General features: G+C 35.6%; 15 protein-coding genes. 7 read left to right on the top strand and 8 right to left on the bottom strand.

Annotated elements, in window-relative coordinates; genetic code table 11:
* Position 1 precedes the first annotated feature (1 nt).
* Entirely contained in the window at positions 2-631 is a 630-nt protein-coding gene (locus GFU89_RS04020) for a response regulator transcription factor (RefSeq protein WP_318845920.1), read from the top strand.
* An 82-nt stretch (positions 632-713) separates the two neighbouring features.
* Here GFU89_RS04020 and GFU89_RS04015 read toward each other — a convergent pair whose 3' ends face one another.
* Both GFU89_RS04015 and GFU89_RS04010 read right to left on the bottom strand, forming a co-directional pair.
* Positions 714-1,280 (bottom strand): hypothetical protein, encoded by a 567-nt coding sequence (locus GFU89_RS04015; RefSeq protein WP_318845919.1) that lies wholly within the window; start codon positions 1,278-1,280, stop codon positions 714-716.
* 96 nt (positions 1,281-1,376) lie between these two features.
* Positions 1,377-2,450 (bottom strand): resolvase, encoded by a 1,074-nt coding sequence (locus tag GFU89_RS04010; RefSeq protein WP_318845918.1) that lies wholly within the window; start codon positions 2,448-2,450, stop codon positions 1,377-1,379.
* A 160-nt stretch (positions 2,451-2,610) separates the two neighbouring features.
* Between GFU89_RS04010 and GFU89_RS04005 the strand changes: the two genes are divergently transcribed.
* Positions 2,611-3,171 (top strand): hypothetical protein, encoded by a 561-nt coding sequence (locus tag GFU89_RS04005; RefSeq protein ID WP_318845917.1) that lies wholly within the window; start codon positions 2,611-2,613, stop codon positions 3,169-3,171.
* A gap of 116 nt (positions 3,172-3,287) precedes the next feature.
* Here the strand turns inward: GFU89_RS04005 and infC are convergent, their stop codons facing one another.
* Together infC and thrS are read right to left on the bottom strand one after the other, a co-directional pair.
* Positions 3,288-3,788 carry a translation initiation factor IF-3 gene (gene infC, locus GFU89_RS04000; protein ID WP_185097810.1) on the bottom strand — a complete coding sequence of 167 codons (501 nt, stop codon included), beginning with the start codon at positions 3,786-3,788 and terminating at the stop codon, positions 3,288-3,290.
* A gap of 171 nt (positions 3,789-3,959) precedes the next feature.
* Positions 3,960-5,879, bottom strand: a complete 1,920-nt coding sequence (gene thrS / locus GFU89_RS03995) for a threonine--tRNA ligase (protein ID WP_318845916.1) — start codon at positions 5,877-5,879, stop codon at positions 3,960-3,962.
* Between the two features lie 454 nt (positions 5,880-6,333).
* Here thrS and GFU89_RS03990 point away from each other — a divergent pair, with 454 nt between their 5' ends.
* The gene (locus GFU89_RS03990) at positions 6,334-7,305 is read left to right on the top strand and encodes a dipeptidase (protein WP_318845915.1); all 972 of its coding nucleotides are present in this window, start codon (positions 6,334-6,336) and stop codon (positions 7,303-7,305) included.
* 198 nt (positions 7,306-7,503) lie between these two features.
* On the opposite strand, the gene GFU89_RS03985 is transcribed toward GFU89_RS03990, so the two are convergent.
* On the bottom strand, positions 7,504-9,048 hold the full coding sequence (locus GFU89_RS03985) for a hypothetical protein (RefSeq protein WP_318845914.1): 1,545 nt from the start codon (positions 9,046-9,048) through the stop codon (positions 7,504-7,506).
* Between the two features lie 148 nt (positions 9,049-9,196).
* Here GFU89_RS03985 and GFU89_RS03980 point away from each other — a divergent pair, with 148 nt between their 5' ends.
* The 4 genes from GFU89_RS03980 to leuB all read left to right on the top strand — a co-directional run bounded on the left by GFU89_RS03980 (position 9,197) and on the right by leuB (position 13,718).
* A complete protein-coding gene (locus tag GFU89_RS03980) occupies positions 9,197-10,360 on the top strand; it encodes a 2-isopropylmalate synthase (protein WP_318845913.1) in 1,164 nt (387 codons plus the stop codon).
* 29 nt (positions 10,361-10,389) lie between these two features.
* A complete protein-coding gene (gene leuC / locus GFU89_RS03975; protein ID WP_318845912.1) occupies positions 10,390-11,778 on the top strand; it encodes a 3-isopropylmalate dehydratase large subunit in 1,389 nt (462 codons plus the stop codon).
* Positions 11,779-12,004: 226 nt separating this feature from the next.
* Positions 12,005-12,613 carry a 3-isopropylmalate dehydratase small subunit gene (leuD, locus tag GFU89_RS03970; RefSeq protein ID WP_142716870.1) on the top strand — a complete coding sequence of 203 codons (609 nt, stop codon included), beginning with the start codon at positions 12,005-12,007 and terminating at the stop codon, positions 12,611-12,613.
* Entirely contained in the window at positions 12,594-13,718 is a 1,125-nt protein-coding gene (gene leuB / locus GFU89_RS03965) for a 3-isopropylmalate dehydrogenase (protein ID WP_318845911.1), read from the top strand. The genes leuD and leuB overlap by 20 nt, the downstream gene beginning before the upstream one ends.
* Positions 13,719-13,819: 101 nt before the next feature.
* Here leuB and GFU89_RS03960 read toward each other — a convergent pair whose 3' ends face one another.
* The 3 genes from GFU89_RS03960 to GFU89_RS03950 all read right to left on the bottom strand — a co-directional run bounded on the left by GFU89_RS03960 (position 13,820) and on the right by GFU89_RS03950 (position 15,247).
* The gene (locus GFU89_RS03960) at positions 13,820-14,002 is read right to left on the bottom strand and encodes a hypothetical protein (protein WP_318845910.1); all 183 of its coding nucleotides are present in this window, start codon (positions 14,000-14,002) and stop codon (positions 13,820-13,822) included.
* 72 nt (positions 14,003-14,074) lie between these two features.
* Positions 14,075-14,680 (bottom strand): DUF4230 domain-containing protein, encoded by a 606-nt coding sequence (locus tag GFU89_RS03955; RefSeq protein ID WP_047422912.1) that lies wholly within the window; start codon positions 14,678-14,680, stop codon positions 14,075-14,077.
* 3 nt (positions 14,681-14,683) lie between these two features.
* Entirely contained in the window at positions 14,684-15,247 is a 564-nt protein-coding gene (locus tag GFU89_RS03950; RefSeq protein WP_318845909.1) for a thioredoxin, read from the bottom strand.
* Between the last annotated feature and the right edge of the window lie 2 nt (positions 15,248-15,249).

Here is a 15,249-nt window from a genome sequence, read left to right as displayed (position 1 = left end):
CATGATAAAAGTAGCCATAACAGACGATCATCCGCTTCTCTTAGAGGGGTTGAAAAATATTCTAGGAAACAGTGATACGATAGATGTTGTAGACTGTTTCAGAAACGTTTCTGAAATGAATGCAGGCCTGGCAAAACAAGCGGTCGATATTTTGCTGCTGGACATCAATCTAGTAGATATCAACAGCATCGAACTGATAAAACCTTTAAAGAAAAAGTATGGGAATCTGCAGATTATTATACTTAGTGTTCACAATGAACTGCCTGTCATTAACAGTACTCTGGCTGAAGGCGCTTTGGGATACATTCAGAAGAATGCTTCCGTTTCTGAAATTATTGAAGGAATCACCACTGTATATGCTGGTAACCCATTTTTATGCTCGCAAACCAAGTCTGTTCTTGATAAAAAAACCGTAAATGGATTGCATCAGGTTCCGAAACTGACCCGAAGAGAAAAGGAAATTTTAGCCGAAGCAGCAAAGGGGCTTACAACCAATCAAATGGCAGAAAAGCTCTTTATCAGTCCGCACACCGTAGAAAGTCACAGAAAAAACCTTATTGAGAAATTTCAGACCTCTAATCTTAGTTCCGCCATTAAACTGGCAATAGAATACGGTTTGATTATCGAATAAAATATTCATCCAACAAAAAGGCCTGCTTACATCGTAAAAGCAGACCTTTTTTTATATAATCAAATAATTGGGTGTGTATGTATTAATCTTTGAACCTTAAAGCAGCCTGGAACAGGTTTTTCTTTCCTACTAAATCATATTCATCATTATATACAGGCTCGTACATTAATATGAAAACTCTGCCGTTAAAATCCTTTAAAGCAATAGGCTGATCTACCATGATATCATAAAACCTGGTAATAGTACGGGTAGCCGTCCATTGTTTGGCATTACCTTTAGGATTTTTATCAAATCTGTGATCTTTCGCATCAGTATAATACCAATACGAAGGCGCTGAATCCATCAGAAACATTTCTTTGTCTTTATTGTACAATTCCTCCGCCATACCCGTATTCTGAAACCACGCAACCTCGGTGTTCAAAACGCCCAGAGCACCCGCATAAATATCTTTATTTGTAGTGGCTCCCACTAAGAACCCTTCCAGATTTGAAGACATAATTTCAAATTGGAAAGTCGATTTTTTCAGGTCATAAACATCATTTACAGGCTCAATTACCTTTCCATCCTGTTTAATAACCACTTTCAGCGATTGTGCAAAAGTTATAAAACTTAGTAAACAAAAAAGAATTGTCAAGCTTAATTTTTTCATTGTATCTCTTTAAATTATTACAGCAAAGATATTAGACTTTAAAGCCATATGCACTGGCTGGTTTCAGGGGTTTTTATATCAGCTACAATAAATAGTCTAAAACAAATCAGCTTTCAATTGAATCTTTATGTAAGCTGTTTTTTGCTTTTTACCATTAGCTGAAGCTGAATTAAGCGGATAGACTTCGGCATAAAATGTATCGTTATCCGTCCAGAATGCCTTTTTATTATCAGCTATTTTGAAGCTCGTAAAATTCACATACAAAAGATTGTCCTGTTTTTTCGTTTGTGGAAAATATTTAGCAATAACAAAATTACTCCCCACATCATTATTAGATGAGACAGAAGTAACCCAGCCTTTAGTAGGAAGAATTTGTGGATAGCCTTCTGTACCCAGTTCAAACATCACTGCATTCTTTATACTGTAAAAAGAATAGAAAGAATCTACGACTTCATCAGAGCTTTCTTTGAAAACCTCAAGGTTTAAGTAAGGTGACCGTCCTACATATTCATTACCAAGCGGTCCGGTTTCTGTAGAGATATTTTCATGTTGTGTAATGACTTCTTTTCTGTCATTTTCGGTGTATATCCAGTTACCGTCCTGCAATTTTATATTCGGATTTTTTACCAATGCTTCACCTATTTTATTTTTTGAGTTTGCTTGAAATTCCTGCTCTGAGATCTCAGCAATGGTGCCAAATTTTTTAAAAGATTTATTCTTAAAATCACTAGATTCTTTAAATGTGCTGCTTCTGATCTCATAAAGATCCGCACCTTTTAAAGTAAGTTCAAATGCCGGAGTGAATTCTGATTTTAGGACAAATGCTTCAATGCTGTTCGAAATGTTATTATTAATGCTGTAATGAATAGAGTAGAAGTCATCAAACTCTTCAAATCCGTAATAATTATCGAATTTATTGTAAGCTATTTTCAAATGAGCAGCCTCTTTACTCGGAGTCGCAAAAAATTGTATAGAATCAAGCTTGGTAAATAACTCAAAGGGTACATCATGCACATTATCTACCCCTTTTATTTTTTTGAAATCAGCGAGTGTTATTGTTTTTTGCTTAACTTCAGTTTCTACTTTGTTTGTTTCTGTTGTTTTATTCTGTTGATTGCATCCCACAAAAACAACCATAGATGATATAAAGAATTGATGTAAAACTTTCATTTTTTATATTTTTAAGCAAATGTATTGGTATTCAATACAGATACCAACAAAACTGCCTGATATAGGGAATAAATGGCTGAAATCAGGGATATATTGAATGGCAGAATTTGGACAATTTTACCAAACGAAAATTAAAGTATTGTAAAATTATTTTATAAAAATGAAAAACGTAATAATCAGCCTTTCTGTGGTAATCACCTTGCTGGCTTCCTGTTCACCTTCGACAGAGAAAAAAGTGGATAAAGTGGCTTCTACTGATGTGCAAACAACTCCGGTTTCTACCTTTGGTCCGGAAAAAAATGATAAATCAAAATCTGAGATACCGGGTGAGCTTTCAGAGCTGGTTCCTATTGATCTATTGAATAGCAAAAGTACAAATGTGTACGAGAAATATGGTATAGAATTCTCTGGTAACTGCTATTCATGCGATTTAACAAGCTTATCCATCACAAAGAATACAATATTATGGACAAACGTCTGTGATGATAAGGATACCTTTGAGATCCGTGATTTCTCATTCTCTAATGAAGGAAACAAAACGATTCTAAAAACACCGGAAAGAACTTATATTGTAACGCAAATAGATAAAGCGCCTGTCTATGAAGTAGTGGTAGAAGGTCAAAAACTGGAATTAAGTAACAAAAGAATATCCAGATACTTTACAACTAAAAAGGCATTGCCTCTTTTCAAAGAACACGACTGTGGTGATTTTGAAGGGTAGCAAATCTCTTTTAGAAAGTGAGGCGTTAATAGCCTGACTCAGCTTTTTTCCATGAAAATATTAAAATAAAAAACCTCAAATTACTTTGAGGTTTTATATGTAAAATAATGACTTAATTATTTTGCTGGTTTTTTAGGACTCATCATCATAATCATCCTTTTTCCTTCAAGTTTAGGAAGCTGGTCTACTTTACCTACATGCTCTAATTCCTGAGCAAGTTTTAAAAGCAAAATTTCTCCCTGATCCTTAAAGATAATCGAACGTCCTTTAAAAAATACGTAGGTTTTTAGCTTAGAACCTTCTTCAAGGAATTTTTCAGCATGCTTCTTTTTGAATTCATAATCATGGTCATCTGTCTGAGGTCCGAAACGGATCTCTTTTACAACCACTTTTACTTGCTTAGCTTTCAGTTCCTTCTGTTTTTTCTTTTGCTCATATAAGAATTTCTTGTATTCTAATATTCTTGCAATAAAAGGTTCGGCCTTATCAGAAATTACTACTAAATCCAATTCCTGATCCGCAGCAATTTGTCTTGCTTTGTCAATTGGATAAATTCCTGGCTCTACGTTATCGCCCACCAAACGAAGCTCTCTCACACGAATTTTATCGTTGATCAAGTGTAAGTCCTCCTGTACAGGACGTCTTTGTGGGCCCCTGTTGTTAAATCTTTGTGCTATTGTATTATAATTTTATTGGTTAATTACTTAATTTAATTGATTCAAATATTTAAAAATTGAAAGATTCCGTTATTATATAAACCTTGAATCCTTCAATCTTTTAATCTTAAATTATATGGCTGCTTCTTTTTTAAAGTAAGCAACGAAATCCTCCAGTTTCATCACTCCAAGATCTCCTTCTCCACGTCTTCTTACAGAAATCGTTTCTTCTTTTTCTTCATTTTCTCCTACTACAAGCATGAAAGGAATCTTATTCAATTCAGCATCACGGATCTTTTTACCCGTTTTCTCGTTTCTGTCATCAATCTGACCGCTAATATCGTGATTTTCTAAAAATTGTGAAACTTTTTTTGAATAATCTACGTATTTTTCACTGATTGGTAGAATAATAAACTGTTCCGGGCTCAGCCATAATGGGAAATCACCTGCTGTGTTTTCCAGCAAAATAGCGATGAAACGTTCCATAGAACCAAATGGTGCTCTGTGGATCATTACCGGTCTGTGTTTTTCATTATCATTTCCGATATAATGAAGATCAAATCTTTCCGGAAGGTTATAATCTACCTGGATTGTTCCAAGCTGCCATTTTCTTCCTAAAGCATCTTTCACCATGAAGTCTAGTTTAGGACCATAGAATGCTGCTTCTCCATATTCTACAACTGTTTTTAACCCTTTCTTCTGAGCTGCATTGATAATAGCGCTTTCTGCTTTCTCCCAATTTTCATCAGAACCGATATATTTTTCTCTGTTTTCAGGATCTCTTAAAGATACCTGAGTTACAAAATCTTCAAAACCTAATGATTTGAAAACATAAAGAGTCAAATCAATTACTTTTTCAAATTCTTCAGAAAGCTGATCCGGAGTACAGAAAAGGTGGGCATCATCCTGAGTAAATCCACGAACTCTTGTTAAGCCGTGAAGTTCTCCACTTTGCTCATATCTGTATACTGTACCGAATTCTGCATATCTCTTAGGCAAATCTCTGTAGCTCCATTGTGAAGTCTTGTAAATTTCACAGTGGTGAGGACAGTTCATTGGCTTCAATAAGAATTCTTCTCCTTCATTCGGAGTTTTGATTGGCTGGAAGCTGTCTGCTCCATATTTATCCCAGTGTCCTGAAGTTACATATAGTTCTTTTGCTCCAATGTGTGGAGACATTACAAACTCATATCCTCCTTTTTTCTGAGCTTCTGAAAGGAAATTCTCCAATTTTCTTCTTAAAGCAGTTCCTTTTGGCAACCAAAGCGGTAACCCGGCACCTACTTTTTCAGAGAATGCAAAAATTCCAAGTTCTTTACCTAATTTTCTGTGGTCTCTTCTTTTAGCTTCTTCCAATCTTTCAAGATATTCAGTAAGATCTTTCTGCTTAGGGAAAGAAATACCATATACTCTTGTCAATTGAGGGTTCTTTTCGCTTCCTCTCCAGTAAGCTCCTGCTGCATTTAAAATTTTAACCGCTTTTACAATTCCTGTATTCGGAATGTGACCACCACGACATAAGTCTGTGAAATTATCATGCGTTACAAAAGTGATTTCTCCATCATTAAGATTAGAGATCAATTCTACTTTGTAAGGATTATCTGCATAAGTCTTTAAGGCATCTTCTTTAGAAACCGGATAAAGAGAGAATGTAGAACCTTTCTTCGCGTTTTCTAAGATCTTTTTCTCAATCTTTTCAAAATCTTTTTCAGATAAGCTTTCATCCCCGAAATCTACATCATAGTAGAACCCGCTTTCAATAGCAGGACCAATGGTCAGCTTAGCATTAGGATAAAAATCAAGGATAGCCTGCGCCAAAAGGTGGGCAGAAGAGTGCCAGAAAGCCTTCTTTCCAAGATCATCATTCCAGGTCAATAGTTGTACCGTAGAATCCGTGGTTATAGGTGTGGTTATTTCTACTTGTTTGTCATTAACAATTGCGGAAATGGTGTTTCTAGCCAATCCCTCGCTTATAGATTTTGCCACATCTAGAGGAGTCACTGCTCCCTCGAATTCTTTGACACTATTGTCTGGAAGTGTAATTTTTATCATTGTTTACTAAGAAATTTTAAGAGGCAAAAATACGCATTTTTTAGATAAAATACTACATCCGTCTGTATTTAGAATGAGAATTAATATCGAAAATAGAAAGATTTTTACCGTTTAGAAGCCATAAACTTTATATTGGGGTGTTCTCAGAAAATAATTCTGACACTTTTATTCCTTTAGCATGACTGGAATTCACCACTTTACCGGTCTTCTTTATTAAGTAGGCTCAGAAAAAAGTAATAGAAATTTTAAATCTTAGTAAAAGAATAAAAATATAAGTTTTAGAAGATTAAAAGTAATATCTTAATCCGATGAATACAGGATATTGATACAATAAATAAAGGTTTAAAATAGAAAGAACAGAAATTTTACTCTTCTTTTTTATAAATCTCTGAAATACAATGACCTTATTCAATTAAAATCCAATAAATATTAAACTTCAAAAACTACAATCCCTATGAGTAGGATAAACATCGATTTACATTGTGATCTTCTCTATTACCTTTTAAGATCAGATTCCGCGCTTGATGATAAAGAACTCGGCTGTTCACTGCCTTATTTACAGGACGGAAATGTAAAACTTCAGATCATGGCGATGTATGCAGGAACAGGAGCCAATAGTACGGTTCACGGACTGGAACAAAGCAAATTGTTTTCAAAGCTTATTAAAAGCGAGAATTTTTTCCTTTTTAACAATGATAACAATGAAGTTCCAAATAAAAACAAGGTTGGAGTCATTGCTTCTATTGAAAACGCATCTGCTTTCTGTGATGAAAACCAAAGTCTGGAATCAGGATTCAAAAACCTGGAGACAATTATTGAAAATACTGAAAAAGTCTTTTATATAGGAATTACCCATCATCTGGAAAACCGCTTCGGAGGTGGAAATAATGCTACGGCTGGCTTGAAAGACGATGGAAAAGTGCTGATTGATTATATTTCTGACCGGAAAATCGCTATCGATTTGGCCCACACAAGTGATCAGCTGGCTTATGATATTTTTACTTATATTGATCAAAGAAATTACTCAATTCCTATTCTGGCAAGCCATTCCAATTATAGAACCGTTTACAAAAACAACAGGAATCTTCCTGATGAACTGGCGAAGGAAGTGATTAACAGAAAAGGATTGATTGGCCTGAATTTTATCAAAGATTATGTTGATATTGACAATCCGGAAAGACTTTACGAGCATATCCAATACGCACTAGATCTTGGTGGTGAAGACAGCATAGCCTATGGGGCAGATTATTTTTACTGGAAAGATCATCCGGACACATCCCGTCATCCTTTTTTCTTTCCTGAACATTCCAATGCTTCTGTATACCCGGCAATCAATAAAGAAATTGAAGAGCGGTTTTCATCTGAACTGGCAGAAAAGATCAGTCATAAAAATGCATTGAATTTTATAGAAAATATGTACAAATAAATATTGCGTTTAGAATATTTAAGATGATTTTATTCTCTCGCAGATAGAGCAGGTCAAGCAGATTTTTATGTCATCAGCGAAATCAGTTCAATCTGCGGGAGGTTATTTTTTTAAGTAAACTAGCTATTTTTAATGTTAAATTTCAGATTAAGTGAAGTTTGTTAAGTTGTTTAATAATATGTATTTATATATTTTTATTTAATGTTTTCTTTTATACTTTACTTTCTGTTTGATGATTTCAATTACATCTACATTCTGAACTTTAGACTTGATCCATCCATGGATGTCAATATAAAATAATGAACGTCTGTAATATTCGTTATTAGAAAATTCTTCCAGCTTTTTATCAAAACTTTCAAAGGCTTTCTGTCTTTGATTCAACACCTGATTATTAAGATTCTTAAAAAACTGAATGCTTTCAAAATGGAAGTCTTCCGGCTTTTTCATTTTTTTTGCGAACTTCAATGTCGAGGCAATAAACTCATCATAATCTTCATCATTTCCTGATTCATATTTCGCCATTAAGATCAGAATCCTGGTATGGAACAGAAGATCTTCCTGTACATTTCCTTTGGATTCTATGACTCTCATAGAATACTCAATAGATTTGTCAAACATTTTACTGCCGAAGAACATGGCTGCCATTTTCAGGTAGAGAATCATAAAGTGGTGTTCATCTATTCTTTCTCTGAGTTTTTCCATTTTTAATTCCACTTCAGGAATAAGCTTTGTTCCTGTGAAAAATTCTCCTTTTACAAAGTGAATATTCATTAGTGTATTGTAATGGGTAAGAAAAATAAGAGACTGAAGATTTTCATTCTGAATAAAATTCTCAGCATGTACCATTTTATTAAAATTGGCGAAATGCTCCTCCAGAATATCAATATTTCCATACAAAAACAGGATCTTCAACAGATAAGTATTCCCTTTGATGTACCAAACCGGGTGGCTGTAGATCATTTCAGGTTTTTTATGAAACAGGTCTACCCATTGATAGGCATATTTCAAGGTGTATTTGTAGTCCTGCAACAGCTGGTTTTTCCATACATGGGCTTTGTAATACCACAGTTTTTCCGTGAAATTTAGCTTCTCAGGGTTTATATTTTTAATCTGGGTATTAAAAACATCCATCACTTCCTGCCGGCCTGTATCATTTTTTACATAGCCGTGGGTAAGCATTTCACTGTATAATTTCAGAGAAAGGTTAGACAGTTTTGTGGTATAGCGGTTCTGTTTGCTGATTTCCTGGGATTGCTTGATAAGCTCTTCGGCACGGCCTTCAATACTCCGGGTAATGAATTGTGACTCAATTACTTTTTCAAGATCGATGATTTCAGAAGCAATACTTTTTTCATCCAGTTCCAGTGCAGACTGCTTGGTTTTGTCTAATATCTTTAAAGCCTGTTTGTACAATCCTTTCTGATACAGAATATTGGCAAAATCCAGCTGCTCACGAAGCTGAATTCTATAGTTCTGGTGACTTGGGTTCATACGAAGACTCACGAGGATCTGTTTATAAAGATGAGCTTTAAGGTTGGAAAGCTGTTGTTTGGTAGAAATTTTTTTCTCAATAATCACACTTTCATCATATTCTTTCATCTTATCCATTTCGGAAAAGAGCAGCAGAAATTTGGCATCTACATTAATTCCGAGACGGTTCACATATAACTTAAACTGACGTTTTTCAGAGGTGGTCAATGACTTTACCAATACAAACAAAAAATCTTTCTGCAATTCTGCCATTGTAAATTTTTATAAATTAAAATACTGATTAATAAATGAATACGATTGTTTTTTCAACGGTTGAATATTGTAGTTTTCAGAAAAAGTGAAAATGAAAAAATATTGCAACCCGTAGTTTTGAATCAAAATTAAGTAAAAAACTTCACTTATGGATTCCGAAAAAATTGAAATTTTTGATACAACACTAAGAGATGGGGAGCAGGTTCCGGGATGTAAACTGAACACGGAACAAAAACTGATTATTGCAGAAAGACTGGATGAGCTAGGGATTGATATCATTGAAGCGGGATTTCCAATTTCCAGTCCGGGAGATTTTGAATCTGTTTCAGAAATTTCAAAACTGGTGAAAAAAGCTAAAGTATGCGGACTGACAAGAGCGAATAAGAAAGATATTGATGTAGCGGCAGAGGCACTGAAGTTTGCAAAGAGACCAAGAATACACACCGGAATCGGAACTTCAGATTCTCACATTAAATATAAATTCAACTCAACAAGAGAAGATATTGTTGAAAGAGCAGTCGAAGCTGTAAGATACGCTAAAACTTATGTGGAAGACGTAGAATTTTACGCTGAAGATGCTGGAAGAACAGACAATGAATATCTGGCGCAGGTTTGTGAAGCTGTTATCAAAGCCGGAGCGACGGTTTTGAATATTCCTGATACAACAGGCTATTGTTTGCCGGAAGAATATGGTCAGAAAATAAAATATCTGCGGGAAAATGTAAAAGGTATTGAAAAAGCAGTACTGTCATGCCATTGTCATAATGATTTGGGACTGGCTACTGCTAATTCTATTTCCGGAGCTATTAATGGAGCCCGCCAGATTGAATGTACGATCAATGGATTGGGAGAAAGAGCGGGTAATACAGCCTTGGAAGAAGTCGTGATGATCCTGAAACAGCACAGAGATTTGAATCTGCATACAGATGTGAACTCCAGAATGCTGAATGAAATGAGCACAATGGTATCTGATCTGATGGGAATGTCTGTGCAACCTAATAAGGCTATTGTAGGAGCTAACGCTTTTGCTCACAGTTCAGGAATTCATCAGGATGGCGTGATCAAAAACAGAGAAACTTATGAAATCATTGATCCTGCAGAAGTAGGAGTGAATGCCTCTTCAATTATTCTTACAGCAAGAAGCGGCCGTTCAGCATTGGCGTATCGATTCAAGCATATTGGATATGAGGTTACCAAGAATGAGCTTGATTATTTATACCAGGAATTTTTGAAAATCGCTGACCTTAAAAAAGAAATATGTAATGATGATCTGAGCCTGATGATGGATTCTTTCAGCAGAAAAATAGGATAGGTTTGATTGTAAATCAAGATAAAGTAAAAATGAACAACAGTAAAAAGACACTTTTTGATAAAGTATGGGACGCTCATGTGGTAGAAACCATTCCTGACGGGCCTCAGATTATTTATATAGACAAACATCTTATCCATGAGGTAACCAGTCCTCAGGCTTTTGCAGAACTTGAATCCAGAAATCTGGAAGTATTCAGACCGGAACAGATTGTGGCCACTGCGGATCACAATGTGCCTACGTTGCAGCAGGAACAGCCTATCAGGGATGAACTTTCAAGAAATCAGGTAGAGCAGCTTACGGAAAACTGTAAGAAAAGCAATATTGAACTCTTCGGATTAGGACATCAATACCAGGGTATCGTTCATATCATCGCTCCGGAATTAGGAATTACCCAGCCGGGAATGAGTATTGTCTGTGGTGACAGCCACACATCTACCCATGGTGCATTTGGAACTATTGCTTTTGGGATTGGGACAAGCCAGGTTGCGCAGGTATTTGCCAGCCAATGTCTGTTGCTTAACAAGCCAAAATCAATGAGAATTAAGGTCAATGGTACACTGAATGAAAATGTTCAGCCCAAAGATGTGATTCTTTATATTATTTCAAAAATAGGAACCGATGGCGGAACAGGATATTTCTGTGAATATGCGGGCAATGTATTTGAAGAAATGTCGATGGAAGGAAGAATGACAATCTGTAATATGAGCATTGAAATGGGTGCCAGAGGGGGAATGATTGCTCCTGATGAAACAACTTTTGAATATGTTCAGGGAAGAAAATTTGCCCCGGAAGGAGATGAATGGGAGGAAAAAGTAGAGTACTGGAAAACCCTGAAAACGGATGAAGGAGCTATTTTTGATAAAGAACTAAGTTTTGATGCGTCAGATATTTATCCGATGATTACTTATGGTACCAACCCGGGAATGGGCATTTCCATCCGTGAAGTTATCCCAACCCCACAGAATGAATCGGAGGAGAAAGCTTTACAATATATGGGACTGGAAGCCGGGCAGGCGGTTAACAGCATTAAGGTTAATTATGTTTTCATAGGTAGCTGTACCAATGCAAGAATAGAGGATTTCCGTTCTGCAGCCCATTATATTAAAGGGAAAAGCAAATCGGAAGCGGTACAAGCTCTGATTGTTCCCGGATCTCAACAGGTTGTTAAACAGATTTATGAGGAAGGTTTGGATAAAATATTCAATGATGCAGGATTTCAGATCCGTCAGCCGGGATGCTCAGCATGTCTGGCGATGAATGATGATAAAATTCCTGAAGGTGAATATTGTGTTTCCACTTCCAACAGAAACTTTGAAGGCAGACAAGGACAAGGTTCAAGAACGATTCTTGCCAGCCCTCTTACTGCAGCAAAAGCAGCGATAGAAGGTAAAATTTCAGCCCTTGAAAGTTTAAACTAAAAGTAATTTTAAATTTATTTTAACCACAAAAGGCACAAAAGGTTGTGTCGTTTGTAAGAAGAAGTTATCATTTGCTTACATAAAAGAGCACTTAAGCTTTATGAAAATTTTTGATTTTCATTCTTTTGCGAACTTCTTATATGGATTCTTTTATCCATCCTTAAGTAAACTGAGACGAAAAAAACTTTTGTGACTTTTGTGGTTCAAGTCTAACAATGTAGAATACATGCAAAAATTAGTTGTTTTAAAATCCCGCGCAGTTCCATTGCCGGCAGAAAATATAGATACAGACCAGATTATTCCGGCAAGATTCCTTAAAAGTATAGACAGAAAAGGTTTCGGAGAAAACCTGTTCAGAGACTGGAGATTCAATATTCATACAGGAGAACCCAATCCAGATTTTGTTTTAAACAATCCTAAATTCAGTGGTGAGATTCTTGTTGCAGGAAATAACTTCGGTTGTGGAAGTAGCCGTGAACATGCAGCCTGGTCATTGACAGATTATGGATTCAAAGTGATTATTTCCAGTTATTTTGCTGATATTTTCAAAGGAAATGCTTTGAATAACGGACTTCTTCCTGTAAAAGTTTCTGAAGAATTTTTAAAAGAAATTTTAGAAGGAATCAATGAAAATCCTGACAATGAAATTGCGATTGATGTGGAACTACAATCAGTAAGCTTTAAAGATACAACGGAGACTTTTGAGATTGATTCTTATAAAAAAATATGTCTGTTGAACGGCTATGACGATATTGATTTTTTAATCAGCAGAAAACAGACGATCACAAATTTTGAACTAAAGACACAAAAAACAAATGAGCAACAATTATTTTAAAATCGCGGTTCTTCCCGGAGATGGGATTGGCCCGGAAATCATCAGTGAAAGCATTAAAATATTAGATGTTATTGCTGAGGCTTTTCAATGTAAATTCCATTTTGACTATGGGTTAATCGGGGCAGAAGCTATTTTCAAGACAGGAAACCCTTTACCAGAAGAGACGTTAAAAATCTGTAAAGAATCTGATGCTGTACTTTTCGGAGCCATTGGTGATCCGGTTTTTGATAATAATCCTGAAGCAAAAGTAAGACCGGAACAAGGACTTTTGAAACTCCGCAAAGAGCTGGGGTTGTTTGCTAATATCCGTCCTTTGAAAACCTATGCCTCTTTAATTGATAAAAGTCCGCTCAAAAGAGAAATTATTGAAGGAGCTGACATCCAGATTTTCAGAGAACTGGTAAGCGGAATTTATTTTGGTGAAAAATTTACAGATACGGAAGGTAATTATGCTTATGATGTCTGTAAATACAGCCGTGAAGATATTATTCCGATTGCTCATATGGCGTTTCAGGAAGCTCAGAAAAGAAATAAAAAGCTTACCCTTATTGATAAAGCCAATGTTTTGGATACTTCAAGATTGTGGAGAAAAACATGCCAGGAAATTGCTCCGGAATATCCGGATGTACAGCTTGATTATATGTTTGTAGACAATGCCGCCATGCAGCTGATCCTTAATCCTAAACATTTTGATGTTATTTTGACTGAAAATATGTTTGGTGATATTATTTCAGATGAAGCGAGCGTGATTGGAGGCTCTATCGGACTGCTTCCGTCTGCTTCAATAGGTGAGGAAAATGCTCTATTTGAGCCTATTCATGGATCTTATCCTCAGGCTAAAGGAAAAGGAATTGCGAATCCTATTGCTTCTATTTTAAGTGTGGCAATGATGCTGGATCATCTTAACTTACAGGCTGCAGCAAGCAAATTGAGACAGTCGGTAGAACATGCTATTGAGAATAAGTATGTTACTGTTGATCTTAATACCAAACAATATTACTCAACAAGTGAAGTGGGAAGTTTTATTGCCGACCATATCAGATATTCCGAAAAATCATATTATAATTTTGAAAATATAAAGATCGGAAAATCAACTATTGTATAGAAAACAAAAAGTTCATTTAGATAGTTAGAAGAAAAGTTCCGCCTCGTATGAGACGGAACTTTTCATTTTTCAACGGTAAAGAAGCTTTAAAAGCTCTTTTGTTATTTTGTATTATCCATTTTTCCTGATTTGGCCTTTGAAGATTTCTGAATATCTTTCTTGTCAATATCAGGTGGATTGGTCTTTTCTGAAGCAGCAGGAATATTCTGGAAATCCTGATTTTGCTTTTTAGTTTCTGCGGTATTGGCAGATTCTTTCTTTTTGGTGTTTCCTCTTGTATCCATGACTTTGAATTTTTAATTTCAAGAATATTGATATTATCATTCAAAGTGTTTGCCAAACGGAAATATTTTATCCTAAAGTCCTAAAATACCAATTTTTCCGGTTTTATCCTCAATAGTATAATTTAGAGCTTTTGCCAACACAAAAACATTATTAAGGTTTTCCATCAGCTGTTTACGCCCTTCATTTCTCAACTGATTCTGATCAATTGATTTTTCTGCCGTTTCTTTAGCTTTTGCGGTAACATTCTTAATATCTTTTTCCGAAATACGGTTGATAAAAGAGTCATCCAAAGATTGAATCTCAACACTCGGAGTAATTCTGATCTCAGCATCAGGAAGTTCTGTAATAACCAGCTTTTTGTTGATAGAATCTACTTCAATCTTCATTTTATTAAGGTCATAAGAAACCTGTGCATTCGTCTTTGTATACGTAATAATGCTGTTGCTGGAAACTTCTTTCCCGAATACTTCATAGCCCATTTTGGTTTTCTGCATGCTGGAAGTATTCTGTTCCATCACCACCATCTTATTCATCTTGGAAATCTGATTGGTCAGGATATAATAATCCGACTGTTCAGTTTTAGTTCCAAGGTTCAGACAGGACTTCAGACCAAAAAACAGAAGTACCATAGCGCCAGCACCGGCTGCAAAGGACAGGATTGTTCTATAATTTCTCAAAATCTATTTAAAAATTTCTTTGATGACAGACGAATCATTCTTTTTAAGGATTTCAGCTAAATCTCTTTCAATATAGCCTGTAGTAGGCATTTCTACAATTCTTCCAATCTCTTTTCCATATCTTCTAAGGATAATGGTAGGGACTTTCTGAAGATTATAAAGACTTTCATCTCCGGTAGGAGATTCTTTCTTACGGTTTACGGCAATAATGTTTAATTTATTTTCCGGATAGTTTACGGCTTCCAATATTTTCATCAGTCTTGGAAAATCTCTGTGGCTGTCTTCACACCATGTTCCTATGAAAACAATAATGTCATACGTACCGATTTTCTCTTTTTTCAATTCACTGACTGCTTTTTGGTCAAGGGCATATTCATCATGCTCTTTTACATACCAATCTGCATAAGGAGCTTTTAAAAACTGCTCTTTCAGTTGGTTTCCTAAAAGCATTTTGCCATCTTTCTGAGTTTCAACCTCACGGTTTACCACTACTTTTTGAGCGCTAAGCTGTTGTGCAGCTAAAAATAAGCTTGAAAAGGCAACAATATTGGTAATAAATTTTTTCATAA

The organism is Chryseobacterium sp. JV558 (genome assembly GCF_033712365.1).
GTDB lineage: Bacteria > Bacteroidota > Bacteroidia > Flavobacteriales > Weeksellaceae > Chryseobacterium.
The sequence above is the reverse complement of the archived record's forward strand: the minus strand, read 5'-3'. Positions and strand labels throughout refer to the sequence as shown.